The sequence below is a fragment of the Halodesulfovibrio marinisediminis DSM 17456 genome (assembly GCF_900129975.1).
Lineage (GTDB): Bacteria > Desulfobacterota > Desulfovibrionia > Desulfovibrionales > Desulfovibrionaceae > Halodesulfovibrio > Halodesulfovibrio marinisediminis.
Genome location: NZ_FSRG01000003.1, coordinates 228,628 through 253,693, shown reverse-complemented (window position 1 = coordinate 253,693; position 25,066 = coordinate 228,628). Strand labels below are relative to the sequence as shown.

Below are 25,066 nucleotides of genomic sequence, written 5' to 3'. Positions count from 1 at the left end.
CTAGTCTTAAGATGAAAGCTTCATGTGATAACAACACCTTCGTCCTTTTATCCCGCAATAATTTTGCATTCAGCTTTGTATTTCTCAGAGCCATACACACACTATTGCATTTACGTCAATATGCGTAATTTTTTTTGCAGAAAACTTTCAAATTGAGTGCTAAAATGACGCAAGCCTGCAAAATGGATTTTTCAAATTGAGTTTTTCATTTTCTTCTCTCGCATATTCTCTTACGTTGCGAGGCTTTCTTGGGTATAAGCTTATTGTTACTTTATTCACATAAACCACACTAACACACTGTTTATGCAAACAAACTTTTTTGACAATCTTTCGCCTCTTCCTATCGATTCAAGCTTGTCCGAGATTGTTTCGACTCTTGCTAAGTCCCCGAATTGCGTACTCCACGCACCTCCCGGTGCAGGTAAAACAACACGAGTTCCACTTGCGTTGTTAAAAAAATTTCATCTAGACGAAAAAAAAATCATCATGCTCGAACCAAGACGCCTTGCAGCACGAACTGCAGCCGCACGTCTTGCAAACACACTTGGAGAGCAAGTAGGCAAAACTATTGGATATCGTATTAAAAACGATACAAAAATATCTTCTGAAACAAAAATTGAAGTCGTCACAGAAGGCGTTCTCACACGGATTATTCAAAATGACCCAGAACTTTCCGCATATTCTTGTATCATTTTTGATGAATTCCACGAACGAAGTATCCATGCTGATTTAGGCTTAGCCCTTGCGATAGAAATTCAAGAAGCACTTCGCGACGACCTGCGTATTCTTGTCATGTCCGCAACACTCGACACACAGGAAGTAGCAACTCTGCTAGGCGATTGTCCGATTATCAGCAGTAAAGGAAAAAGTTATCCTGTAACAATCAAGCATGTACCATTGCCGCAAATGGTTGCATCCCGCATAGATCAAAATATACCTGCACTGCTTACTCACATAGCGAAGACCATTCAATACGCTATTGCAAACGATGAAGGTAGTATTCTAGTTTTTCTACCCGGTGCAGGGGAAATCAAACGCGTAGCCGATATGCTTCAGTCCACCCTGCCGCCTGATGTAGATATTGCCCCGCTTTACGGCAATCTGCCACAGCGTCAACAAGACGAAGCTATTCTTCCAGCCAAGACAGGGCGCAGGAAAGTGGTACTCGCCACATCCATTGCAGAAACCTCTCTCACCATTGAAGGTATCCGCATTGTTATCGACAGCGGATTATCACGATCTTCACGTTTCTCTCCAGCCACTGGCATGAACAGACTCGTTACAGAAACTGTTTCCATTGCAGCCGCTACGCAGCGCACAGGACGAGCCGGACGTTTAGAAAGCGGAATCTGCTACCGTCTCTGGTCAGAAGTTCAAGAAAATTCATTCCGTGCATTTGCCTCACCTGAGATTAAAGAAGCCGATCTTGCCCCACTATCACTTGAACTTGCCCAATGGGGAGCATGCGGTGAAAATGGCGTGCATGCACTTGCGTGGCTGGACACGCCCCCTACCAGCAGTTACCGCCAAGCCCTCACACTTCTTCAGCAGCTTGGAACACTCAACACAGATTTTTCAATCACAGATCACGGCAAAGCTGTTGCTGCTCTTCCGTTGCATCCACGGCTTGCGCATATGATCATCTCAGCACATCTCAATGGATACGGACGCACTGCCTGTACCCTTGCCGCTGTCCTTTCTGAAAGAGCCAAGGGAACTGATTTGAGGCATCTCATTGAACAAGCCAATTCTAATCAAGGTATTTCCAAGACAGCACAACACCTTTGCAAGCTATTGAATATTCCCTCAACAGAAAAGCTTGATTCTGACAAGACAGGTGCCAGTCTCGCACTCGCCTACCCAGATCGCATAGGCAAATTGCGCGACAACAGTCGCACTGAATACAAACTTACAAACGGACGCCGCGCACAGCTTACAGAAGAAAGCCCACTTGCAGGCACACCTTTTATTGTTGTTGCAGAACTAAACGATGCACACGCGACCAGCCGTATCTGGCAGTGCGCCCCAATCGATTTTGATGATATCCACACTTTGTTCCACAATGAGATTCAAGAACGGAGCCGAGTTGAATGGGATGAGAGAAACGCATCTGTTTCAACATTACAAACAGAACAACTTGGCGACCTAATTCTCTCGCAGCAGTCATCAACGGAGGCGTCAGAAGAACAAATTCTTTCTGCCCTGCTTGATGGCATCCGCACGCTTGGCATTGACGCCCTGCCTTGGACAAAAGAAGCCACACGTCTACGCGAACGTCTTGCGTTCATGCATATCCACTCGCAGCAGCTTACTTCTACTGCCGACTGTTACGAGTGGCCTGATGTATCAAACAAAGCACTGCTCAACTCCCTTGAAACTTGGTTGGCTCCATACCTCGCTGGGATGCGTAAAAAAGCCGATCTTCGCAAGCTAGATCTCGAAACAATTCTGCTTTCTTCATTAGAATGGGCACAACAAACAGCACTACAAAAACTGGCTCCGTCTCATTTCACGGTGCCATCCGGTTCTAACATCCGCATAGACTATAGTGACCCTACATCACCGGTGCTGCCAGTGAAACTTCAAGAAATGTTCGGTGCAACACAAACACCGTCCATTGCTAACGGGAAGGTTTCGCTAACTGTCCATTTGCTCTCACCAGCCGGAAGACCGTTACAGGTAACACGCGACCTCATTTCTTTCTGGGAAAACGGGTACCCTTCTGTACGGTCTGAAATGCGCGGCAGATATCCCAAACATCCGTGGCCTGATAATCCGCTCACAGCAGAGCCTACTCGCAAGACCAAAAGAGCCTTACAGAACCAGTAAGACAACTATTCAGGAGACTGAATAGTCAGTGTTTTCATTTGAGATTATTACTCGTTCCCCAAATTAAAAGAGCATGCACCGAATGATGCATGCTCTTTCTCATTTAGTATATTCGAATAAAAGACAGAAGTATCTATCGTAAAACTAGTTAGTTAGAAAACAACCACTTCCACCACTTTGCTGTATTAATAAACCTTATTATGCCCAGAAACCTGACAATGAAATTGCCGTGTATACAAGCAGCGCAGCTAATGTGTAGTTAACGCCCTTCCTGAAAGAATCATGCTTTAACTTATTCCTAATAGTCGCCCCAAACAATGCCCACGTTGAAATTGCAGCAAAACAATTCAAGGCCAAGATCATGGCAAAAAATATAAGATAATCCATACGTCCGACAATAGAGACTAAGAACGTCGAAAAAATCGTCACACCATACACGGCCACCTTTGGATTAACCAGCTGTAAAGCAAAGCCCTTAATGAATGCCTGAGGAGGAACTTCATTTTGAGAAAGCGACGAATTGGACTTTGCAATCGAATAGGCCAGCCACAGAATATAGGCGGAACCAATCCACCTCAGGTATTGCTCTGCATGGGGCAATACAACTAAAAGAGAACGCGTCAAAAAGGCACATAACAGCATTATAAGGAAAAAACCTGACATGATGCCAAACAAATAAGTCACAGATTTTTTGTAGCCATACTGCATTCCCATTGATGCACTAGAAATATTATTAGGCCCTGGGGTAAATGTCGTAATTACCATAAATGACAAAAAAGCCGGCAAATCTATAGCCATAAAACCCTCTTGAATATTTAACAATCAAACGATGCGTTTTAACGGACACTAGATTGCCACAGTGCTCCATAGCCTAACATATTGTCAATAAGGTATTGATATGGAACAAAAATTTAAGTGCAATAACGTTTTAACGTCCTCTTTTTTAATCCATACATAGGTAACAACATCAAAAGCCTCATTGCGACTCATTTTAGCAAAAACGATCAAGAAAAAGACTTGGGATTAAGGCAGGATATTTTTCATGGAGACACTGACATGAACGCACATGATCGCATCCGTCGCGCATTAGATTACATCGAACAGCATTTGGACGAGTCAATATCCTTAGCCATGCTTGCAGAGCAAAGCATGTACGCACCGCATCACTTTCATCACGTATTTCGAGGCATCATAGGTGAAGGAGTTGCAGAGTACCAGCGTCGCTTAAAACTACAACGAGCCGCCAGTGCGCTATTGTACAGCAACAGGCAAATTATCAATATTGCTCTACAGGCAGGATACAACTCGCAGGAAGCGTTTACCCGTGCATTCAAACGTTGGTGTGGCTACACTCCCAAGTATTACAGGAAGTGGGCGCCGAAACATGAATTATTATCAGGAGAAATGCTTATGAACACCAAGCACAGCTTACTAGAAAAACACAACTTAACGGTAGAAGTACGCACCTTGCCTACTATGCATGTCGCAAGCGTTAGATATACTGGAGACTACAACGGTTGCGGACAAGCACATGAAGAATTGTGCGTATGGGCTGACAAACACAACCTGTTCAATACCCCATCACAACTTTTAGGGCTTTGCTACGATGACCCTAAGGCTACTCCAGCTGAAAAATGTCGGTACGACGCCTGTATAGTTATACCGGAATCTTTAGATATTACTAACGGGCCTGAAAAAAGAGAAATTGCAGGGGGACGTTATGCAACAATTATTCATAAAGGTTCCTACGAAACTCTATACATAACCTATGCCGCCTTATTTGGTGAATGGCTACCTCAATCGGGTGAAGAGTTGCTTGAAACGCCCAGCATTCAGGTGTATTTAAACAACATCGATGACACTCCACCTGATGAATTACGTACTGAAATCCGTGTTGCGCTAAAGTAACCAGACTACAACAAAACGCAATAATCACATATTAACCTTACCTCATCTTAATCATAATTTAACACATCAAAGCGTCAAATCTGTTACACCGTTATATCAATACAGATTTGACGCTTTTCTTTTCTTCTCACACCTTCAATGAGCATATTAAAAAAAAGAACGCCCTGTAATAAACAGAGCGTTCTTAAACTATATGGCGTACATATAACGTGTAGGGAAGAATTATCTATTGAAACATCAATAGGCGTTATGACATGCCTCAACAAAAGAATTCAACTTCTGCAAAAAATAATCTTATAACATAGCAATGTCAACATGTAACACTTTTAATAAACAGACATTTAATGTCTGTTTAAAAAAGCTGCATAGTCGAACCGTACGTTGAATAGCTAAATGAACAACTCAAAAATCTATTTTTATAAATTAATAGTTCACAACATTATACTTTCATAAAATTACTACACCATAACATGCTAAGATATGTTCATAAAAACTAACTTTATAGAATATAACTTGATATTAGCCCAAATATAATTTTCTTTTCAAGCGCTCACATATTCAAAAAATTGAAAAAAGTCCCAAAAATTCAGTTCTTACTTCTCATCCCTAGCCAACACCTCAAACAATATACGGCAGCATTGCAGACAAGCACCGTCAATATTTCTTGTACAAACAACTAAATGCAACTGCGCATTCTTGTCAGCAGCTGCAGGTAAGCGTAAAGTTAAAAACATTATGAATCGTGAAAAACTACTTCTAGATATGTTTTCTGCTCTGCATGGCGAACTTGGTAGCAGTAATTGGTGGCCTGCTGACAGTGCGTTTGAGATAATGGTTGGCGCTGTTCTTACACAAAATACAAACTGGAAAAACGTTGAGAAAGCCATTCAAAACCTGAAACAACGAAACCTTCTTGCCCCACAGACATTGCTGGATCTTCCACAGGACGAACTCGCTGCACTTATCCGTCCAGCAGGATATTACAATGTTAAAGCCAAGCGCCTACGCAACCTGCTTCTTTGGTTTGACGATATTGCATCCTGTTCGTTTTCCGCCCTTGATCACATGTCCCTTGATGAACTGCGTGCACAATTACTTACGGTTAACGGAATTGGACAAGAAACGGCTGACTCTATACTACTCTATGCGTTTAAACGCCCATCCTTTGTTGTTGATGCATACACAAGACGCATATTCAATCGACACAGTTTAATTGAAGAAGATATAATGTATGAAGACTTGCGGGACTTCTTCATGGATGTGTTGCCACATGATGTTCATCTTTTTAATGAATTTCATGCCCATATTGTCCGTACTGCTAAGAAATGGTGCACAAAGAGTAAAGCCCTATGTGAAACCTGCCCGTTACGTAGCTTTCTTGAGTAAAAACGTGTCACCACCTTGCTAACCATTGCTAATGTAACCTCAACTTTTTTTGCATTCCAACACAAAACAAGATACAAAAACAAAGCAACGTGGCTAAAACACTATGTCACATAGCCAATACAGTATTTTTTAACATTACAACAAACTGTACTTCTATAAAAATTTTCTTAATACTAACAGGCTATTGCACTGGACTATATTTCTATTCGCTGCTTCATATTCAGACCAAACGTCATTCCCTTAAAGCAACTAACAGAGCTCAAACCTCATCTTGCTTTAATTGCTGGCTAAATAACTCCCTGCGGCTTATTTTATTGCTAAATGAACAAAAGACTTTATAGTATCTCTATGCATAACGTCCTGACAGATTAATTGACGTCCCGCTAGATGAAAGCAGTCTCCCTCGCTAAGGGCTTCAAATGAAAAAAAGCTTCCTATACATACTTCTCGTCTTCTCTGTGTTGTCACTCGCCACAACATATTCTCGCGCTTATGCTGAAAACGCAGCGACCATTGCGAAAAAACTCAAACAAGAAAAGCAACAAGCCGAAAAGAAAAAGAAAACACTTACCACCCTCAAACGCAAAGCCACACGCCTGCAACGTACACTCACCGAAGAAGAAGCAATCATTACAAATCTTTCCCGCACCATTGAGGTTCAGGAAAAGAAATATACTGAGCTTGAAGCCAAGAACAAAAAACTTGCAACTGAATACAACGAGCTGAATTCCAAAAACAAATTGACACAAAAGGAATTGATATCATTGGTTAAAAAGCTATGGCCGTTGTACATTAATAGCCGAGTACTTGCCAGTAACGCAGCGGAAAACTGGGATGAACTGGATAGACGCTACACTTGGGCGTCAAAATTGTACGCCACAGTAGAAGAAAAACAGCGAGCCCTGCTGGAACAAGAAGCAAAGTTAAAGCTCCTTGCCACTAAGCAAACAGCTCTTTCAACCAAAGCTAAAGAGCAACTTGCAAATGTAAACGGAAAAAAAGACAAACTGTTGCAACAAAAGCTCCGTCACAGCAAGCAATTAAAAAAAATCAGTGAGCAACGGGCCTCTGCTGAGGCATCCCTGCGGGATATTCTCTCAATTATTGGAACACTGAACTACAAACTTGAAGAAAAGAGTAAAACAGGTGCAAACTTTTCACTGCTCAAAGGAGTATTGCCCTGGCCTGCGCATGGCGTAATTGCCAAGCGATTTAAACCCAAAGCAAAACCACCGGTTCGGGGCATCGGACTTGCCCTGCAGAAAGATAGCAAAATCCAAGCTGTTTCCAGTGGAAAAGTTGTCCATAACGATGTGCTACGAGGATTTGGTCGCGTTGTGATTGTCATGCATGGTGAAGAATATTATTCACTCTATGCTTTTCTTGCCGACAGCACACTGAATGTCGGTGATACCGTTAAACAAAAACAGGTGATTGGCAATGCCGGCTTCTACCCCGCTGTAGACGGACCAGGAATGTATTTCGAATTGCGCTTTCACCAAAAAGCAATTAATCCAGAGACGTGGCTTTCCGCTCTGAATTAATTTCGTATACATATTTTGCCTCCGGACGACAGGCTCTGCCCTAAAACGACAGACAGCACGCCCTTTGATCGCGAGTTAAACGTTACAGTTCCTGACACAGCACGCGTTCAAATTGAGACAAAATCGTGTTGGCACCCTTCAGACGCAGTTCTCCCGTTTTCGCTGCGGATGATGCAAATGAAACAAAACAAAAACCAAGAACACGTATAGTTACAAGCATGGAACAATCTGTTTTCTTTGCAGCAATACAACAACGTGCTGTCTTGTTATCAATTTGAACTTGGAGGATCTTTGATAATGCGCTTAACTATGTGGTTAGTCGCCATCATGACTACTGCCCTGCTTGCTTTATCTTCTATTCCGGGCATGGCAACAGATGCACAAAGCAAGTTTGAGTCTCTCAAGCGATTTAGCCAGATTTTAGACCTTGTTGAACGCTACTACGTACAAGACGTTCCAAGAACAGATCTTATCAATGGTGCCATCGATGGCATGCTTCAGTCTCTTGATCCACACTCCACGTTTATGGATCAGGAAGAATACAAAAGCATGCAGGAGTCCACTAGTGGCGAATTCTACGGCATCGGCGTGGAAATTACACAAGACGAATCCGGTGCACTCCGAGTAGTGACACCAATTGAAGATACTCCAGCAGATAAGGCTGGCTTACAAGCCGGTGACTTGATCCTTGAGGTAGATGGAAAACTCACTCAGGATCTTGGGCTTCGTGAATCTGTCTCACGTATTAAAGGCGAAAAAGGCACCAAGGTTAAGCTGACTATTCTTTCCAAAAAAGCAAAAGCTCCGCGTGAAGTTGAAATCGTCCGCGACGCAATCCCGCTCATCAGCGTAAAACTGCGTGAACTTGATGACGGTATTGTGTGGATTCGCCTCAGCCGTTTCTCTGAACACACAACAGACGAGCTAAAAGAAAAGCTTACTGCCTACAAAAAGAAACATAAAATTAACGGCATTGTTCTCGACTTACGAAACAACCCTGGCGGTCTGCTCGACCAGTCCATTAAGGTTGCAGATATGTTCCTCCAGGGAGGCACCGTTGTTTCCATTAAAGGTAGAGGAAGCGACTCCCGCAACTTTGATGCTGCAAAGCAAGCGTCAGACATCACAGCGCCTATGGTAGTGATTATCAACGCTGGATCTGCTTCTGCCTCAGAAATTGTGGCTGGAGCACTGCGTGACCATAAACGCGCACTGATTATCGGTGAGCAAAGCTTTGGTAAAGGGTCTGTTCAGAATATTATTCCACTGAACGACGGTAGCGCTATCAAACTTACCATTGCCCGCTACTTCACCCCTAACGGCACTTCTATTCAGGCAAAAGGTATCGAGCCAGACTTAGTGGTTCCATTCGAACCGCCTGCAAAAGAAGAAAACCCTACTGCCAAATTCCTCCATGCTCCTCGCGAAAAGGATCTGGAAGGTCACCTTGAAAAATCTGGTACAGGCAAAAAGGAATCCAAGTTTAAGCGAGACAAAGCGGTTAAGGAACGCCTTGCTAAAGACAACCAACTCCGCCTCGCAATGAACCTCGTAAAATCGCTTCCGCGAATCAAGTCCCTAAAATAAGTCGACCGATAAAAGGGAGAGTACAAAACGTACTCTCCCTTTTTTGCGTCTTTCAAATCAACCGACTCTGATGTATGAGTCTTGGGTATTTGAATTTTTGTTTAGGAGCTTTGATGTCTGATTCGCGACAGAGCCAGCCTGCACGCTGGCCTTACTATGCCCTTGCGGCTCTCTGCTGTATTACGCTGGTCGCTCTGATTTATGTGCTCTCCAGCGCTCCTGAAAAAAAGCACTCTGAACTTGTGGCAGAAATGCGTGCCCCTGTGAATGTTGCATCATTGCCGTATGAAGAACGACTGGATGCACCAATGGAAGAAGGCGTCAAACGTATTGACTATGCCATCTTACGTGCATTGCAGGACGCACACGTCCCCACCTCCAACATCGAACTTATTGCCATTGAACAACAAAAGTTCGGTGACGAATCTTTCCATTTCCAACAGTTACGCATCAACTCACAGTACCGACCGGAAGATCTTATTGCACCAATTGCAAAAGAGCTACTTCAATGGTCGAACAAAGCGACTCTGGCTAAACTTTCTACAACTATCTACCGCGTAACATTAAATGATGTTGAAACACATCTACTTAAATTTAACCAAACCAGTGGAACAGTAGATTCTGACAAGAATCCTGGCACATTGGATATTGGCGGTCATCTAACTATTGTGATAGACGACCTTGGTGAAAGTATTTCGGCAGCACATTCGCTTGCAGGCTTAGGCTATCCTGTCACTTTTGCTATATGGCCACGGTCGTCATATGCAAAAGAAATTGCAGGAATAGCCAGTGCTGTCTCCCGCGAAATCATCATTCATCAGCCTATGGAGGCTATGTCTGCTGATGCGAAGCCGGGACCTGGCGCCGTATACGTTGATATGACATCTGAGGACATTCGAGCTACCATTCGTGCTAACTACAAACTGGTTCCCGGGGCTGTTGGGCTAAACAACCACATGGGTTCCAAGTTTACGCGAGAGCGTAAGGCAGTACGAGAGGTTACACTAGAAGCAAAGGAATGTGGGTTCTTTGTTCTGGATAGTATGACTCATGCAAAATCAGTGTTTTTCAATGAGGCGAAAAGGCAAGGGCTAATTGCCTTCAGGAGAAATGTTTTCATCGATAATGTAAAAGAGGTTCAAAGCACCCTGCACCAGCTCAAAAAAGCTGAACGGATTGCACTGGCCAAAGGCACTGCCATTGCAATCGGGCATCCGTACCCCACCACCTTGCTGGCGCTACAAGAGTGGGAAAAACAGCGCAACGGAAGGGTTGCGGTTGTTAAGTTGTCGGAGCTTTTGAACTTCTAAAGGGCTAGATACAACAAGACGTCGGATACCACATAGATCTCGACGGTTGTATCCTTCAATTACCTTTCTATTTGGAGGATCAGTGGCAATGATTCAGAAAACTTTTTCCATTATTAAACCAGATGCAACTGCACGTAATCTTGAAGGCAAAATCCTTGCACGCATTCAGGATGCGGGGCTTAATGTAGTTGCTATGAAAAAAATTCGCATGACAAAAGAACAGGCAGAAGGGTTCTACTACGTCCATAAGGAGCGTCCTTTCTTCCAGAGCCTTATCGAATTCATGACATCAGGCCCTGTTGTCTGCTCTGTTCTTGAAGGCGAAAATGCAATTGAAAACTATCGTGCTATTATGGGTGCTACCAACCCTGCAGACGCTGCAGAAGGTACTATCCGTAAAGAGTTTGCAGAAAACATTGAAGCCAACTCCGTTCATGGCTCCGATGCTCCTGAAACCGCCCAGTACGAGATTAATTACTTCTTTAATAATCTGGAGATTACTGGCTAACATGAAAACGTTCGGCTGTATCGGCTGCGGTAACATGGGTTCCGCCATCTTAGGCGGTCTTAACTCCCAAGAGGACATCACGCTTATCGGGTACGACCCGAGTGGCAATGTCCCGTGCACAGCGTGCGACTCTAATATCGAACTTGCCAAGCAGGCAGACTTCATTCTGCTTGCGGTTAAGCCCGACTATGTCGAATCCGTGCTCAAAGATATCCAGCCCGCACTCACAAAGGATAAGGTCATCATTTCTATTGCAGCAGGTGTTTCCATGGAAACACTCACAAAATACAGCAGTGGCAAATGCCCTGTAGTTCGCTGCATGCCGAATACACCTGCAATGGTAGGCGAAGGCATTTTTGCTTTCTGTTTTGAAGACCCGTCTCTTACAGAGGAGCAACAGACAGCCGTTCACACCATGTTTGAGCAACTCGGCCAAGTTATGGTGCTGCCTGAATCTAAATTCAACGCATTCACCGCTATCGCCGGTTGCGGTCCTGCATATGTGCTTTACTTTATTGAAGCTGTAGCAGAGGCTGCTGTCAGCGTCGGTTTCCACAGAAAAGAAGCTACTGAAATGGCAATCAATCTCTTCAAGGGCACTACAAAGCTTGCGGATGAGTCTGATCACCATATTTCTGTTCTTCGAGAAATGGTGTGTTCACCTGGTGGTGTCACCATTGCTGCTGTAAACCACATGGACCGAACTGCTATCCGCGGAAATATTATCGACTCTATTTTTAAAGCTCACGATCGTGGCATTGAAATGAGTAAATAATTCGCTGCAGAACACTAAGGGCGCACCACATGGTGTGCCCTTTTTTTATTCAATGCGTAAAACTAGTTGCATCTGCAGGTCACAGCTCTGACATATCTATTAGACTCATCTCCCCCACAACTCGGCAATTTTCTTTGCCTATCACATGCCAGAAGGCAAAAAAAATCCCCCGCACCATTCTTGATGCGGGGAAAAACTTTTAATAAGCCAAAGACAATCGGCTATGCGACACTAAGATGCCTTAGTACCAGCTGGAACTTCACCTGAAGCGGTGAGCATTTCCATGCCGTCAGCAGTTTTAAGAGCCAGCATCATGCCGTGCGATTCAAGACCACGAATTTTGCGAGGCTTCAAGTTCGCTACTACAACAACCTGACGCCCCAGGAGGTCTTCAGCTTTGAAGTGCTCTTTCAGACCTGCAAGAATCTGACGCGGTTTTTCTTCACCAAGATCAACTTCACAACGGAAAAGACGGTCTGCTTTAGGATGGTCTTCTACAACGAGAACCTTACCTACACGCAGATCAACTTTGGTGAAGTCATCAAACTCGATAGGAGCTGCCATTTCCTGAGCTGGTGCAGCTTCTTTTTTCGCTGCCTGCTCTGCTGCTTTAGCAGCTTCTTCAATTTCCTTACGAAGCTTGTCAATATCTACACGCGGGAACAGGTTGGAACCCGGAGCAATTTCAATACCCACAGGAAGAACGCCCCATGCTTCAACTTCAGCAGGAAGATTTGCAGTCAGAGGATCAAAATCCAGACCCAGCTGTGCAATGAGCTTTTCTGCAGATTCAGGCATTACAGGCCACAGGTGCAGAGCAATTTTACGCATGCACTCAAGAAGGGTGTACATTACGGTGCCAAGACGCGCGGTGTCACCTTCTTTAGCAAGTGTCCAAGGCTGGCTGGAATCAACATACTTGTTCAGTGCACGAACGAGTTCCCAAAGGGATTCGATGCCGTAAGAGAAACGTACGTTATCAAACAGCTGCTGGAAATTTTTACAAGAGTTGGATGCAAGTGCACGTAATTCCATATCAGCTTCAGTGTACTCAGCAGGCTGTGGAACAACACCGCCGAAGTATTTTTTCACCATAGACAGTACACGGCTGAAGAGGTTGCCAAGGTCGTTAGCAAGCTCTGCATTCTGGCGCATTGCAAGAGCTTCTTCAGAGAAGCTTGCATCGTTACCAAAGTGCATGTCGCGAAGCAGGAAGAAACGGAAGGTGTCGTTACCGTATTTCTTTGCCATCTCGAGCGGAGCAACAACGTTACCAAGAGATTTGGACATCTTGGTATCGTTCACAAGCCAGTAACCGTGAACGTTGAGGTTGTTATAAGGCTCAAAACCTGCTGCTTTAAGCATTGTAGGCCAGAAGATTGCGTGCGGTTTAAGAATATCTTTAGCAACAATGTGCTGCACGCTCGGCCAGAATTTTTTAAAATTCTCACCGGCAGGGTAATCAAGCGCTGAAACATAGTTAAGAAGCGCATCAAACCATACGTAGGTAACAAAGTTGTTATCGAACGGAAGTTCTACACCCCATTCAAGACGGGATTTAGGACGGGAAATACACAAGTCTTCCAGTTCACCACTGTCGAGCAGGGAAAGTACTTCCTTACGGTAACGTTCAGGACGGATGAAGTCAGGATTGTCCAGAATGTGCTGCTTAAGCCAGTCCTGATATTTGGACATCTTAAAGAAGTAGTTCTTCTCTGCAATGTATTCAGGCTTAGTCTGATGCTGCGGGCACAGTCCGTCTTCCAATTCTTTTTCTGTGTAGAAACGCTCACAGCCGTAACAGTAATGTCCGCCGTATTCACCAAAGTAGATGTCACCGGAATCGTATACTTTCTGGAGTACGTCCTGCACTACCTTCTTATGAGAAGCATCAGTTGTGCGAACAAAATGGTCGTTGCAAATGCCAAGTTCAGGCCAGAGATCTTTAAAAAGCTGGCTGATCTGATCAACGTACTCCTGAGGGGAACAGCTGTTTTTCTCAGCAGCCTGGACAATTTTATCGCCGTGTTCGTCTGTACCAGTAAGGAAAAATGTTTCTTTACCCATCATCTGCTGGAAACGTTTCATCGTATCAGCAATGATTGTAGTATAGGCGTGTCCAAGATGTGGCTTAGCATTCACATAGTAAATTGGAGTCGTAATATAAAAGCGTTCCAAGAGAATCTCCCGACGGCTTCGCCCGCTGGAAACGGACGCTGGATTCTTTGTTGTATTGTATGGCTGTCTACAGCTGTAGACAGCAAACACTCATTCTATAATTTTCGTTGAGAAAGACTTCATCACGGTATGTAATGAAGTCTTTCTCAACGATATATTCATTCGTTAGTCGCAGAGACTATTCGTCAGACTTAGTTTTACGCTTGCGCTTGCGTTTACCACGACTGGTGCGTTTAACAGGCTCTGCACTCTTAACACCAGGCTTGCGAATCATCTGCTCACGCAGGCTTTCCACATCAACGCCTTCAGCTTTTGCGCGCTCTTCAAGTTCTTTTTCAACTTCAGCGCGGCGTGCTTCTTCTTCCTCTGCTTCTTTGGCTTCCTGCTCCTTGCGGGCAGCCTCTTCAGCAGCTTTCTTAGCAGCAGCACGAGCGGCATCCTGCAGTGCCTGATCCGGACGTGTTGCTTTCATTTCTGCCCACTCTTCCAGAGTAACTTCCATCTCCTCGTTAAACTCGCTAAGCAAGGAGACACTGTTGCGGAACATGTTCGCGCGAAGCACCTTCACGGAGCCATCCTCGGTAAAGTACTTTTTACCAAGCTTAGGACATGCACGATGGAATTCTTCGTAGTTTTCCTGCTCATAGGAAAGACAACAAAGCAATCTTCCGCAGATGCCAGAAATTTTAGCAGGATTAAGGAACAGGTTCTGCTCTTTTGCCATTTTGATGGTTACAGGAGCAAATTTGCGTAAAAATCTACGACAACAGCAAACCATACCGCAGTTACCTACAGCACCGACCATCTGGGTTTCATGACGTACACCAATCTGACGCAATTCGATACGGGTGCGATAATTTTTAACAAGGTCCTTTACAAGTTCCCTGAAATCTATGCGGTTAGGAGCAGTGAAGTAGAAAATGATCTTACTGCGATCAAAAAATACTTCAACATCCACAAGCTTCATATCAAGCTTACGCTGACGCACGCAATCGAGACAGTACTGAAACGCTTCACGAGAAAGCCCCTCATTTTCCTGATGACGCACTAAATCTTCATTTTCAGCAAGTCTGTTGACTTGTTTCAGCTCTTCACTTTCTGCATCTGCTGGCACATCGTCACGCAGAACAACGACTTCACCCAGTCCCTGCCCTTGATCGACAACGACCCAGTCCCCCATGGAGACATCCAGCTCTTTTGTTTCAAAGTAATATATGTTCCCATATTCACGGAACTTAACACCAGCTATTAATGACATGGCGATCCACTCTTCAAGATGCTGCCGTGGCAGCACGTATATGTTATATGCTGACTCAATAGATGATCAGCATTTATTTATTGAAAGAACATTTTCTTTTCGGCTTTATTGACGCTCGTGTCAACAAATCGAATATATGGTTGTGTTCTGGCGCATTCATGTTTATGAAAAAATCATTCGCATGATTTTGTAAATGTATTTCAGGAGAATAAAAATGATTGATCGTGAAAGCGCTTTTCAACTGCTGGATTCACAAAAACCTGAGCCACATCTCATCCACCATGCCATGCAAACTGAAGCAGTTATGACTGGTCTTGCAAAGCACTTTGGTGAAGACGAAACGCTCTGGTCCATAACCGGTTTGTTGCACGATCTTGATTTTCCGACAACAAAGGAAGCTCCTGAAGAACATGGAAAACAATCTGTTGAACTACTCAAAGGAAAGCTTCCAGAAATAGCACTGAATGCTATACTCGCTCACAATTCGGAATACACGAATCACGACCCCACCACAAAACTCGATATTGCACTCCGTTGTGCAGAAACTGTTACCGGCCTTATTGCCACGAATGCGCTTGTTCGACCTAACGGCATGGAAGGCATGACACCTAAAAGCTTAAAAAAGAAAATGAAAGACAAAGCATTTGCTGCGTCTGTAAGTCGTGACCGAATTCGAGAGTGCGAGAAACTGGACTTGGATTTAGGACAGTTTTTCCAACTGGCCATTGAATCCATAACTCCCATAGCTGACTCCGTAGGGTTAGTTAAACGTACATAGCATAAGGATTCATAATCATGAAACTTTCTTTTGTTATTGTAACAAATAACACAAGCAAATTCATCGGGCGTTGTCTCGATTCAATCAAACAGACTATCGAAAACCAAACCGCATCTAAATTTGAAGCAGAAGTTATCGTTGTAGACAACGCTTCTTCTGACGATTGCGGAACTATTGCAAAAACCGCTCTTCCAGAGATTGAGCTTATCCAAAACTCTGACGACAAAGGCTATGCCGCTGCGGCTAACCAGGGTATCAAACGCGCAACCGGCGACCTTATTGTATTTGTAGATCCTCGTGTTGAAGTTCTTGCCGGTTCTGTACGCCGCCTGATGGATCAGTTTGCCACTAACGCTTCCTGCGCTGTAGCAGGTGGTAAAATTATTGGTTCAGATAATCTCGGCCTTAAGACTGCAGATCGTCTTCCAGGTCTTGTTGCTAACTTTAAGCGCATGTTCGGTTGCACATGCTCTAAAACCCGTAATGCAGATCAGCCAATGCCGGTGAACTTTGTTCCTTTCACCTTTACGGCTGTTCGCAGAGACGTTATCGCAAAACTCGGCCAGCTTGATGAACGTTTTTACGCTGGTCTTGCAGATGCTGATTTCTGTCGTCGTATTGTTAAGTCCTTAAACCCTTCATACAAAATCTACTTGGTACCACAAGCTACTGCACGTGTTCTCGACAAATTCTCACTGCAGGACGAATGTACAGACTACGCACTTAACGGTTCTAAAGTAGTTAAAGCACGCACCCGTAGCGAACAGATGTACTTCTGGAAACACTACTGCCCACTCACCGCACTCTTCTTCGGTGGCATGGACATGATCGTGTTCTCCATCCGCTACGCAGCGTACCTCATTCCGGGCGTCGGCTCCAAAGATAAACGCGGCTACGCTTGCAGCGTTGTATGCGAATCTGCAAAAGCAATACTTGCAACTCAGCTCGGAACTCAGTTCCCAGCAGAATAACTCTGCTCCGATCAGATACACAAAAAAAGGGATGCACATTTCGTGTGCATCCCTTTTTTATTATCAACGTATCGCCCTACCTGCTCTTTAATCAATGCGACACCGCCACAACATTCCAGCTAGGTGCAAACCCATTCACCATACTGCCCATAAATCTGAGTATGACTAGATGTTGTATTCTTTCAAGTTCACACTGGAATAGCTTAATATTTTATTGCTAGAATATACACCAAACCTTGCAACAGGCGGTGTACTCATGCTTCAAATTTTAGCACGCGGCGGCGGAAATGCCCACGATGCATCCACTTTTACAGAAAAACTGGGAACAATTCCCACCCCGAAGGGACAAGAAATCCTGGTAAAGGTATTAGCCACCTCCATCAACCCTGTTGACACCAAGATTCGGATGCGCACCCCAAGCTCTGAACAGGTTGTTCTGGGGCACGACACAAGCGGCATAGTCGTTGATGTTGGTAATGAAGTGACAAAGGTTCAAAAAGGAGACAACGTCTACTTTATGGGACAGACAAAATACCCCGGTTCCTTTGCCCAGTATCAACTTGCAGATGTACGCACAGTAGCACTTACACCGCTGCGCTGTTCAGATGCAGAAGCTGCCGCACTCCCTGTTGTCACATTTACAGCGTACGACGCTCTATTCACCCGCCTGGGATATATTGCCGCAGGAGATGCAAACGTTGGTAAAACCATTCTCATAATCGGCGGTGCCGGTGGGGTTGGATCAATGGCTATACAACTTGCAAAATGGGCTGGGTTGACTGTCATCGCGACAGCCTCACGTGAAGAGACTGTAGATTGGTGTAAAGATATGGGCGCAGACCACGTAATCAACCATCATGAAGATATTATTAAGCAAGTCCGTACCCTTGGATTCCTGGGTACATTCTATTTTATGCACTACCCATCTTAGCAAGCACTGGGATGCAATGGCTGAATTGATTGAGCCTCAATGTGCTGTTGTACTCATTGATGATCCTATCGCCCCGTTGGACATCCGCCTGTTTAAAACAAAGTCCGTCCGCATCTGCTGGGAATTTGCCATGGTGCGTACCATGTACGATACAGCCGATCTTGATATGCAGGGATTTACCCTAACCAAAATCTCACAGCTAATCGACTCTATGAAAATTCGATCACCTCTGACAGCAACACTCTATGGTCTGACTGTAAAAAATATTCAGAAAGCGCATATTCGGCAGGAATCTGGAACCATGGTAGGAAAACAGGCAATAATCGTTTCCCCATAACCTTATGGTCTTGCCATACGCTCCTGTAAACCCATAAAAATATGCCACAGAACAGGGACGATAAAGAGCGTAAGCAATGTAGCAGTGCACAAACCAGTTACAAAGGTTGCAGCCATTGTTCCCCAGTTGATGGAGTAATACGGAATACCTATAGCCATAGGTAACAACCCCAGAGTTGTTGTAAGCGTTGTGAGCAGAATAGGACGCAAACGTATCCGTACGCCCTCATACACGGCCTCATCCCTATGCATTCCTTTCTTGTGCAAATTATTAAGGAAGGCGATAAGAACAAGAGAGTCGTTAACAACAACACCAGTCACACCGATTGTTGCAATGAAACTGTTAATCGTAAAAAGCGTCCGGGTAAAAAATACGCCGTACACAACACCAATAAGCGCAAAGACCACAGCAGAAAGAATAATGAACGGCTGCACATACGAATTAAACTGTGTTGCCAGAATCATGTAGATAATCAGCAGCGCAATCAAAAACGCAAACATAAGTGATGAATATGACTTCTGCGTTGATTCATACTCACCCGCAAAGTTAAGTGTCGCACCGGGGTACTTGGCACGAATCGTTGAGTAATATTTTACGACCTTCTTCACTATATACGGCGGTGAATATGGTGAATCTGATCTCAAGTTAGCAGAAAGTGTAATCGCCCGTTCTCCCTGAAATCTATTGAACTGTCCCGGCTCTGTATACGTTTGTATTTTTACGATATCTCCAAGGCGTATGGGCCCCATTCCCTCTTCAATAACCGGTATATTCAATGCATCCTCAGGGGCTTGCAAGAAACGCTCATCTACACGCATTCTCAAATCAATATCTTCATCATCTGCTCTGAACTCACCCACAAGGGAACCATCCAGAATAGAACCAGCCATTCTTGCTACATGGCGTGGTGTAAGTTCATATTGTGAAACGCGCATTTCATCTGGAACAAAGCGGACAATTCTATTCGCGTAGCCTGTATCCGGCCGCAAATCCACCAAGTACTCTGAAAATTCTTTACTCGTTTTCAGATAGTTCCAAATATCACGGCTCAACGACTCAACCTTCGCTGTATCTACCCCCATGATGCGGATCGTCAAATCTTTCCCTGTAGGAGGCCCATCAGATTCTGCACGAACCCGAACTACCCAGCGTTCACCCCAGCGTTTCTTCGCATACGCAGTTAACTCTTTGCGCATGGTATCCAAGTGCGCAATCGGATCATTAGTCGGATAGTCGGCAAATATACGAGAGTTAATCTCAGGCAATTCAACGTTAATTGTTCCGTAATTTGAACCGTAAACCTGCTCGTAGTCTTCATTCACATAAAAACCAGCAAATGCTGTGGCAGCCCGAACAACATTTTTCCCCTTGGAATCAATCGCTACCGTCATCTCTTTTAACTTACGTGAAACTTCCTGAAGAGATGTCCCTGCAGGAGCTTCTACATTCACATAGAATATATTGTAGTTATCTGGAAAAAACTTAATACGAAGAAGCGGAAGCGTACCAGAAATAGACACTCCGAGAATGAACAGCGCCCCAAGAAAAGCCACCAAAACAACGCCGAGGCTCTTCGCACGGTTTCTCATAAAAATACGCAGAATAAAAACAGCCCAATCCTTAAACTTGACCATAAAAGCTTGATCAGGTGGTGGGGTATACCCATGAGCAAACTGCTTTGCACCAGGCCAATCATAAAAGTGCGACGGCAAAATAAGCAGGCACTCAATAAGTGATGCGGCAATGGCAAAGCTCACAGCTATAGGAATCTGCGCAAAAAATTCGCCTGTAGAACCGGACATAATAAGCATAGGCAAAAATGCCGCAACCGTGGTCGATGTTGCTGAAATAACCGGTACAGCCACTTCAGCTGCCCCATCAACAACCGCCTCCTTAAGCGGTTCGCCAATCTGGATGCGCCTGTAAATATTTTCAATCACCACAATAGCGTCATCAACAATAATACCTGCCACAAGTACAAACGCAAAAAGCGTAATCTCATTCAACGAGTTACCCGAAACCTTCATGAAGATCATCGTAACTAGGAATGAAAATGGGATACCCACAGTTGTAATAAGGGCATTACGCAGCCCCATCACAACCCAGATGATAATCATCACAAGAGTGATACCCACAAGCAGGTTCGACCCCATAACATTCATGGATTCATCAATATATATGCGCTGATCCTGTGTAATGACAGGCTGAACTTTATTTACTGCCAGACGTTCTTTATGTTTTTCAACGATCTCTTCTACAGCATCGCAGATGGCAATAGCATTCCCTGTGCTCTGTTTCATAATAGCAACGGTGAGGCAGTCTTTACCATTTACGGAGGTAATAACATGTGGGTCGCGATAGCTGTATTCAGCCTTTGTCATAATATCACCCACACGGACAAAAGACCCTTCGTTGTCGCGACGCAAGATGACGTGTTCAATGTCTTTCTGCGTACGGAAACGCTCATCAACCACCACTATGTACTCAGATTTTCCCGTATCAAAATCACCCGCTGGAATAGATACGTTTGCATCAAGCAATGCTTTGCGCACTTCTTCCAGCGTAATCATATACCGGTTCATTTTTTCTGGTGAAAGATCAACATGATACTCTCGGGAATACTCCCCGTTCAGGCGAACTTCTTTAACACCGGGAATACGGACAAACTCGTTTTTAAGCTCTTCCGCAATAAGGCTCAAAGCTCTGTTTGATCTGTCGCCAACAAGAATCACGTTCAAGGCAGGCAGCCACTCATCAATGGCAATTTCGGTAAATTTGGGCGGGTCCATGTCTTCGGGCAGGTCATTTTGAATAGAAAGCACTTTGAACCGCAACTCGTCATACAATTTTTGATAATCAGAATCGTCAACGAATTTCACCAGAATAGAACTTCGTTCCCGATACGAGCGTGACCGGATATACTCAACCTGTTCCAGACTCTCCAAAGCCTCTTCAATCTCTTTGGTCACCAAAGATTCTACATCAGACGGCGATGCTCCCGGAAGAAAAGCGCTTATGTGCACCTTGCCCATCCTTACATACGGCATCCTGTCTACAGGAATAGTAAGAATACTTATGACTCCGAGAATCATAAGCACCAAAAAGGCAAGATTAACAAGAACCTTATGCTTAAGAGTAAAAGCAATTACAGGGCGCATGGCATCTACCTAGAACACAGTCTGTGGTGGATCGGATAAGAAACGATCACCAGCTGAAATTTCTTTGGAACGCACGCGCTTTGTGCCATGTCTATCGCCATCCCCCATTACTATGACAGGAACTTCTTCACCTGTATCACGAATGAGAAATGCCTCCTCATATCCGCGCACTAAAGCACTATCCGGAACAATCACCGCACCCTTTGTCTCTTCCATTGGAAGATACAAATTCGCACGAATTCCCCCACGTTTCTCTATAGGAAACTTGTCAATAGCAAGATCCACCTGAATTTTTCGCATAGCCGGATCAAAGTCAGGAGAAACATTCTCAATACGCGCTGCAACCTTCTTATTAAGTTCTGGTAACTCTAACTCTATTTTTTCCATTTTCTGTAATGTAATCAGCTCTGAAGGAGTAAGAGCCATTGGAACAATCAACACATTAAAATTGCCGATTTTTGCTAGTTCATCACCGTTGCGGACGAGCTCACCCGGTTCAATATATCGTTCGATAACCTTCCATCCGGCAGGAGCCAGAATGGAATGACGATTTTTATGCTCGCGTAAAATCAACTCCTCAACTTTCAATGCATCAGAATCTTCACGTGCCGTCTGAAGATCACGCACAAGAGCATCAAGAGTAGTCTGTGCAGCATGTTTTTTTTCAATAAGCGTCCGATACCTTTCAGCCTCTTTTGAGTAAAAGGTAACGTCACTATCAATTGCCTGCTGCTTATCAAGATTGCGGCGAATATCGAGATCAATAAAGGTGGGATCAAGACGCGCGAATAGACCATCAGGTTTAATAGCATCCCCAACATCGGCGTACACAGCAATACACCGTGCATTCTCTTCACTTGAAATGGTTATAACAGTGCGCGGACGGGTAAATCCTGTCATATGCACATACCGTTTTGCCGCCTTGGCAACAAAGACCTTTTCACTGTGCGCAACATCAACACCAATAAGGATGAGGATCAGAATCAGGAAGAAAACCTTACGCCACATATGTGCTCCTTCAAATCTGACGAACAGTACAAGAGAATACTCAGTAATTACCTAAAAAAAAGCTGCAATAACAGGATTAACTTACTATTATACTGTTATTTTTTATTTAAACTCCGCCTGTAGGGAACTTCCTTCTATTCACCAAGTTATCGTTGCGTACAAAAAAAGCTGTCCTTCTTTCGAAGGACAGCTCTATTGCATTCTATTGGCTTAAACAGATAACTGCTATTTGACCATTGCCTTACGTAATGCAAGTACAGTTTCAGTAATATTGTCTGCACCAACAATTTCGGAAACAATTGCGCAACAACGGGCACCATGATTTGCAACATCCTGAATATTATGCAGCTTAATTCCACCGATGGCTACATGCGGGATGTTATGGTTCTGAGTAACGTACTCAAGATATTCGTAGCCAACAGGAGCACAGACATCTTTTTTAGTCTGAGTCGCAAAGATAGGCCCGACACCGATGTAATCCGCACCAAGCTCGATTGCTCGCTTACACTCTTCAGGAGAGTGAGTGGAAAGGCCAATGATCTTATCAGCACCGACAAGCTGACGCACCTGCGGTACAGGAATATCCTGCTGCCCTACATGCACGCCATCTGCATCACAAAGCATGGCAATGTCCACGTGATCGTTCACAATGAATTTACAGCCAGCCTGTTTTGTCATAGCGCGAATCTGCAAACATTCTTCCAGCATTTCACCGGACTTTTTATCTTTTTCTCTATACTGAAGCACTTTAATACCTGCCTTAAGCATGGCGTCAACTACTTCAACATTAGAACGGCCTTTCGACAGACCTTCGTCTGTGAGCGCGTAGATATCGGTATCTAAGATTTCTTGAAAGTTCATACTACTTCCCCAGAATATGCGTTAGCACCACATCTGCCTGCATAGCGGCAGCCATAAGCACTTTAGGTGCCATAGGCGGATGATCGGCAATATCAGTTGTAAAATCACCAACCAGAACGGCATCGTCACGGATTTTTCGTTTCTGCATGTACGGTTCACCCCACCCTGCCATTCCGGAAGCGGAAACAAACAAGCGTGGATCGGACAAGTACAATGCAGCCATCATCTTCTTACCGTCAATGCTGTCTAATGCTTCGACAATTATATCGCAGCCTGCAAAGTATTGCGGCGCAGTGGTTGGTGTTATCTGACAGTTGTGTACCGTAATGTTCAAGGTGCTGTCTATGCGAAGCAGGTTCGTTCTGCCCACCTCTACCTTTGTCATGCCGACCTGATCTGCAAAAAAGAACTGCCGGTTCAAGTTAGAAGTGTCCACAACATCATAATCCACAATAACAAAGTTACGGACACCACTCCGAGCCAGCATAAATGCACAGTTAGACCCAAGTCCGCCGCAACCGGCAATGCCTACAGTGACAGACGCAAGCTTCTCCAACTGATCTGGAGTAAGATAGCGGGACAAACCTTCCTGTAGCGATGAAAAAGTGGTCATAACGGTATCCTGCATGGATTAAAAAGGTTCCCAGTCTTTAAATACCGGCTGGAATCCTTTTGCTTCAATTGCCTTGCACATTTCCTCAACACTACGAGGGTCTGAAATATCAAACTGCGCAGTACTGTCATCTTCTGCAGTATGTCCACCCACAGCGGTGGTCACTCCGGCAGACATCTTAGTTACACCCAGCGGAATCATATTATCACGCAGTTCAGCAGACTCTCGAGTAGACACCGTGATCCCTACGTTATGTAAGAAAATACGCTGAGCGAGAACAAGCTGAACCAAGTTTTTATCTGTCACGATAGATGCCGGCTCATATGCCCCCACATGCGGACGCATCCGTGGCGGCGAAATAGCAATGTTCGTTGCAGGATATTTGCGCTGCAAATAATCTGCATGCAATCCGGTAAAGAAGGCATCGCGCTGCCATACGGACTCAAGCCCGAGCAGTGCCCCTACGTTCACAGTGCGCATTCCAGCCTTACAACCACGCTCAGGGGCATCCAGTCTAAAATGATAATCGCGTTTAGGACCTCTTGGATGCAAATCCATGTACAACGGTTCATTATATGTTTCCTGATAAATAGTCAGGCCGTCTACGCCCCGTTCAATAAGGTAAGCATACTCTTCCTGTGTCATTGCATATACTTCAATGCTGACAGAGGAGAAGTATTCACTCAATATCTTCGAACAGTTACCAATATACTCAACAGTAGATTTGGCTGGAGCATCACCAGTAAGAATAAGAAGGTGCTTTAATCCTGTTGCCGCAATGGCTTCGGCTTCCCTGCGTAATTCCTCTTCGGTAAGCTGCGTACGAGAAATGCGGTTCGCAGTATTAAAACCACAGTACACACACTGGTTAGTACAGTAGTTCGCAAGGTACAATGGGGTAAAAAGCTGAATCGTCTTTCCGAAATGACGCATGGTAATTCCATGCGCTTTCTGCGCCATTGCTTCAAGCATTTCCTCTGCTGCCGGCGAGAGGAGAGCCAGATAGTCTAGCGGAGTTATAGAGTGCTTCGCCAGCACCCGCTCCACATCAGCAGGTGTAACTGCTGCGAGATACGCTGCCATATCCAGCGAATCGTACTGTGAAAGAAGATCAGAAAATCCCATA

Annotated in this window: 20 protein-coding genes; 12 read left to right on the top strand and 8 right to left on the bottom strand. The window is 44.5% G+C overall.

Annotation, left to right across the window (positions count from 1 at the left end; translation table 11 throughout):
• The first annotated feature begins 303 nt into the window (after positions 1 to 303).
• Positions 304 to 2,829: an ATP-dependent helicase HrpB gene (gene hrpB / locus BUR09_RS01210; RefSeq protein ID WP_074215147.1), complete on the top strand. Its 2,526-nt coding sequence runs from the start codon at positions 304 to 306 to the stop codon at positions 2,827 to 2,829.
• 198 nt (positions 2,830 to 3,027) lie between these two features.
• Here hrpB and BUR09_RS01205 read toward each other — a convergent pair whose 3' ends face one another.
• Positions 3,028 to 3,627 (bottom strand): LysE family transporter, encoded by a 600-nt coding sequence (locus BUR09_RS01205; protein WP_084539278.1) that lies wholly within the window; start codon positions 3,625 to 3,627, stop codon positions 3,028 to 3,030.
• Between the two features lie 258 nt (positions 3,628 to 3,885).
• On the opposite strand from BUR09_RS01205, the gene BUR09_RS01200 reads away from it, so the two are divergent.
• The 7 genes from BUR09_RS01200 to proC all read left to right on the top strand — a co-directional run bounded on the left by BUR09_RS01200 (position 3,886) and on the right by proC (position 11,847).
• Positions 3,886 to 4,737 carry an AraC family transcriptional regulator gene (locus tag BUR09_RS01200; RefSeq protein WP_074215146.1) on the top strand — a complete coding sequence of 284 codons (852 nt, stop codon included), beginning with the start codon at positions 3,886 to 3,888 and terminating at the stop codon, positions 4,735 to 4,737.
• A 735-nt stretch (positions 4,738 to 5,472) separates the two neighbouring features.
• On the top strand, positions 5,473 to 6,123 hold the full coding sequence (locus tag BUR09_RS01195) for an endonuclease III domain-containing protein (RefSeq protein ID WP_074215760.1): 651 nt from the start codon (positions 5,473 to 5,475) through the stop codon (positions 6,121 to 6,123).
• A gap of 419 nt (positions 6,124 to 6,542) precedes the next feature.
• Positions 6,543 to 7,667 (top strand): murein hydrolase activator EnvC family protein, encoded by a 1,125-nt coding sequence (locus BUR09_RS01190; RefSeq protein WP_074215145.1) that lies wholly within the window; start codon positions 6,543 to 6,545, stop codon positions 7,665 to 7,667.
• Positions 7,668 to 7,964: 297 nt separating this feature from the next.
• Entirely contained in the window at positions 7,965 to 9,254 is a 1,290-nt protein-coding gene (locus BUR09_RS01185; protein WP_074215144.1) for a S41 family peptidase, read from the top strand.
• A gap of 113 nt (positions 9,255 to 9,367) precedes the next feature.
• Entirely contained in the window at positions 9,368 to 10,564 is a 1,197-nt protein-coding gene (locus BUR09_RS01180; protein ID WP_074215143.1) for a divergent polysaccharide deacetylase family protein, read from the top strand.
• 88 nt (positions 10,565 to 10,652) lie between these two features.
• A complete protein-coding gene (gene ndk / locus BUR09_RS01175; RefSeq protein WP_074215759.1) occupies positions 10,653 to 11,072 on the top strand; it encodes a nucleoside-diphosphate kinase in 420 nt (139 codons plus the stop codon).
• Between the two features lies 1 nt (position 11,073).
• Positions 11,074 to 11,847: a pyrroline-5-carboxylate reductase gene (gene proC, locus BUR09_RS01170; protein ID WP_074215142.1), complete on the top strand. Its 774-nt coding sequence runs from the start codon at positions 11,074 to 11,076 to the stop codon at positions 11,845 to 11,847.
• Positions 11,848 to 12,078: 231 nt separating this feature from the next.
• Here the strand turns inward: proC and metG are convergent, their stop codons facing one another.
• Both metG and BUR09_RS01160 read right to left on the bottom strand, forming a co-directional pair.
• Positions 12,079 to 14,025 (bottom strand): methionine--tRNA ligase, encoded by a 1,947-nt coding sequence (gene metG / locus BUR09_RS01165; protein WP_074215141.1) that lies wholly within the window; start codon positions 14,023 to 14,025, stop codon positions 12,079 to 12,081.
• Between the two features lie 178 nt (positions 14,026 to 14,203).
• Positions 14,204 to 15,283 carry a PSP1 domain-containing protein gene (locus BUR09_RS01160; RefSeq protein ID WP_074215140.1) on the bottom strand — a complete coding sequence of 360 codons (1,080 nt, stop codon included), beginning with the start codon at positions 15,281 to 15,283 and terminating at the stop codon, positions 14,204 to 14,206.
• A 214-nt stretch (positions 15,284 to 15,497) separates the two neighbouring features.
• Between BUR09_RS01160 and BUR09_RS01155 the strand changes: the two genes are divergently transcribed.
• The 4 genes from BUR09_RS01155 to BUR09_RS16505 all read left to right on the top strand — a co-directional run bounded on the left by BUR09_RS01155 (position 15,498) and on the right by BUR09_RS16505 (position 18,300).
• Positions 15,498 to 16,061, top strand: coding sequence for an HD domain-containing protein (locus BUR09_RS01155; RefSeq protein ID WP_074215139.1), 564 nt, complete (start codon positions 15,498 to 15,500; stop codon positions 16,059 to 16,061).
• 17 nt (positions 16,062 to 16,078) lie between these two features.
• Positions 16,079 to 17,032 carry a glycosyltransferase gene (locus BUR09_RS01150; RefSeq protein WP_074215138.1) on the top strand — a complete coding sequence of 318 codons (954 nt, stop codon included), beginning with the start codon at positions 16,079 to 16,081 and terminating at the stop codon, positions 17,030 to 17,032.
• Positions 17,033 to 17,288: 256 nt separating this feature from the next.
• Complete coding sequence (locus BUR09_RS01145; protein WP_084539276.1) at positions 17,289 to 17,963, top strand: zinc-binding dehydrogenase; 675 nt, start codon at positions 17,289 to 17,291, stop codon at positions 17,961 to 17,963.
• A gap of 16 nt (positions 17,964 to 17,979) precedes the next feature.
• Positions 17,980 to 18,300 carry an MDR/zinc-dependent alcohol dehydrogenase-like family protein gene (locus tag BUR09_RS16505; protein WP_084539275.1) on the top strand — a complete coding sequence of 107 codons (321 nt, stop codon included), beginning with the start codon at positions 17,980 to 17,982 and terminating at the stop codon, positions 18,298 to 18,300.
• A gap of 2 nt (positions 18,301 to 18,302) precedes the next feature.
• Here the strand turns inward: BUR09_RS16505 and BUR09_RS01140 are convergent, their stop codons facing one another.
• The 5 genes from BUR09_RS01140 to thiH form a co-directional block, all read right to left on the bottom strand.
• Entirely contained in the window at positions 18,303 to 21,458 is a 3,156-nt protein-coding gene (locus BUR09_RS01140) for an efflux RND transporter permease subunit (RefSeq protein ID WP_074215137.1), read from the bottom strand.
• A 9-nt stretch (positions 21,459 to 21,467) separates the two neighbouring features.
• The gene (locus tag BUR09_RS01135; RefSeq protein ID WP_074215136.1) at positions 21,468 to 22,466 is read right to left on the bottom strand and encodes an efflux RND transporter periplasmic adaptor subunit; all 999 of its coding nucleotides are present in this window, start codon (positions 22,464 to 22,466) and stop codon (positions 21,468 to 21,470) included.
• A 225-nt stretch (positions 22,467 to 22,691) separates the two neighbouring features.
• On the bottom strand, positions 22,692 to 23,327 hold the full coding sequence (thiE, locus tag BUR09_RS01130; protein ID WP_074215135.1) for a thiamine phosphate synthase: 636 nt from the start codon (positions 23,325 to 23,327) through the stop codon (positions 22,692 to 22,694).
• A 1-nt stretch (position 23,328) separates the two neighbouring features.
• Entirely contained in the window at positions 23,329 to 23,940 is a 612-nt protein-coding gene (gene thiF, locus BUR09_RS01125; RefSeq protein WP_084539274.1) for a sulfur carrier protein ThiS adenylyltransferase ThiF, read from the bottom strand.
• A gap of 18 nt (positions 23,941 to 23,958) precedes the next feature.
• Positions 23,959 to 25,065 (bottom strand): 2-iminoacetate synthase ThiH, encoded by a 1,107-nt coding sequence (thiH, locus tag BUR09_RS01120; RefSeq protein WP_074215133.1) that lies wholly within the window; start codon positions 25,063 to 25,065, stop codon positions 23,959 to 23,961.
• Between the last annotated feature and the right edge of the window lies 1 nt (position 25,066).

Excerpts from the sequence above, each read along its gene's own strand:
- BUR09_RS16505 (WP_084539275.1), top strand. The coding sequence starts at position 17,980 with ATGGCTGAATTGATTGAGCCTCAATGTGCTGTTGTACTCATTGATGAT.
- BUR09_RS01155 (WP_074215139.1), top strand. The coding sequence starts at position 15,498 with ATGATTGATCGTGAAAGCGCTTTTCAACTGCTGGATTCACAAAAACCT.
- BUR09_RS01145 (WP_084539276.1), top strand. The coding sequence starts at position 17,289 with ATGCTTCAAATTTTAGCACGCGGCGGCGGAAATGCCCACGATGCATCC.
- ndk (WP_074215759.1), top strand. The coding sequence starts at position 10,653 with ATGATTCAGAAAACTTTTTCCATTATTAAACCAGATGCAACTGCACGT.
- BUR09_RS01205 (WP_084539278.1), bottom strand. The coding sequence starts at position 3,627 with ATGGCTATAGATTTGCCGGCTTTTTTGTCATTTATGGTAATTACGACA.
- thiH (WP_074215133.1), bottom strand. The coding sequence starts at position 25,065 with ATGGGATTTTCTGATCTTCTTTCACAGTACGATTCGCTGGATATGGCA.
- thiF (WP_084539274.1), bottom strand. The coding sequence starts at position 23,940 with ATGACCACTTTTTCATCGCTACAGGAAGGTTTGTCCCGCTATCTTACT.
- BUR09_RS01160 (WP_074215140.1), bottom strand. The coding sequence starts at position 15,283 with ATGTCATTAATAGCTGGTGTTAAGTTCCGTGAATATGGGAACATATAT.
- BUR09_RS01180 (WP_074215143.1), top strand. The coding sequence starts at position 9,368 with ATGTCTGATTCGCGACAGAGCCAGCCTGCACGCTGGCCTTACTATGCC.
- proC (WP_074215142.1), top strand. The coding sequence starts at position 11,074 with ATGAAAACGTTCGGCTGTATCGGCTGCGGTAACATGGGTTCCGCCATC.
- BUR09_RS01200 (WP_074215146.1), top strand. The coding sequence starts at position 3,886 with ATGAACGCACATGATCGCATCCGTCGCGCATTAGATTACATCGAACAG.
- BUR09_RS01185 (WP_074215144.1), top strand. The coding sequence starts at position 7,965 with ATGCGCTTAACTATGTGGTTAGTCGCCATCATGACTACTGCCCTGCTT.
- hrpB (WP_074215147.1), top strand. The coding sequence starts at position 304 with ATGCAAACAAACTTTTTTGACAATCTTTCGCCTCTTCCTATCGATTCA.
- BUR09_RS01190 (WP_074215145.1), top strand. The coding sequence starts at position 6,543 with ATGAAAAAAAGCTTCCTATACATACTTCTCGTCTTCTCTGTGTTGTCA.
- BUR09_RS01140 (WP_074215137.1), bottom strand. The coding sequence starts at position 21,458 with ATGCGCCCTGTAATTGCTTTTACTCTTAAGCATAAGGTTCTTGTTAAT.
- BUR09_RS01135 (WP_074215136.1), bottom strand. The coding sequence starts at position 22,466 with ATGTGGCGTAAGGTTTTCTTCCTGATTCTGATCCTCATCCTTATTGGT.
- BUR09_RS01195 (WP_074215760.1), top strand. The coding sequence starts at position 5,473 with ATGAATCGTGAAAAACTACTTCTAGATATGTTTTCTGCTCTGCATGGC.
- BUR09_RS01150 (WP_074215138.1), top strand. The coding sequence starts at position 16,079 with ATGAAACTTTCTTTTGTTATTGTAACAAATAACACAAGCAAATTCATC.
- thiE (WP_074215135.1), bottom strand. The coding sequence starts at position 23,327 with ATGAACTTTCAAGAAATCTTAGATACCGATATCTACGCGCTCACAGAC.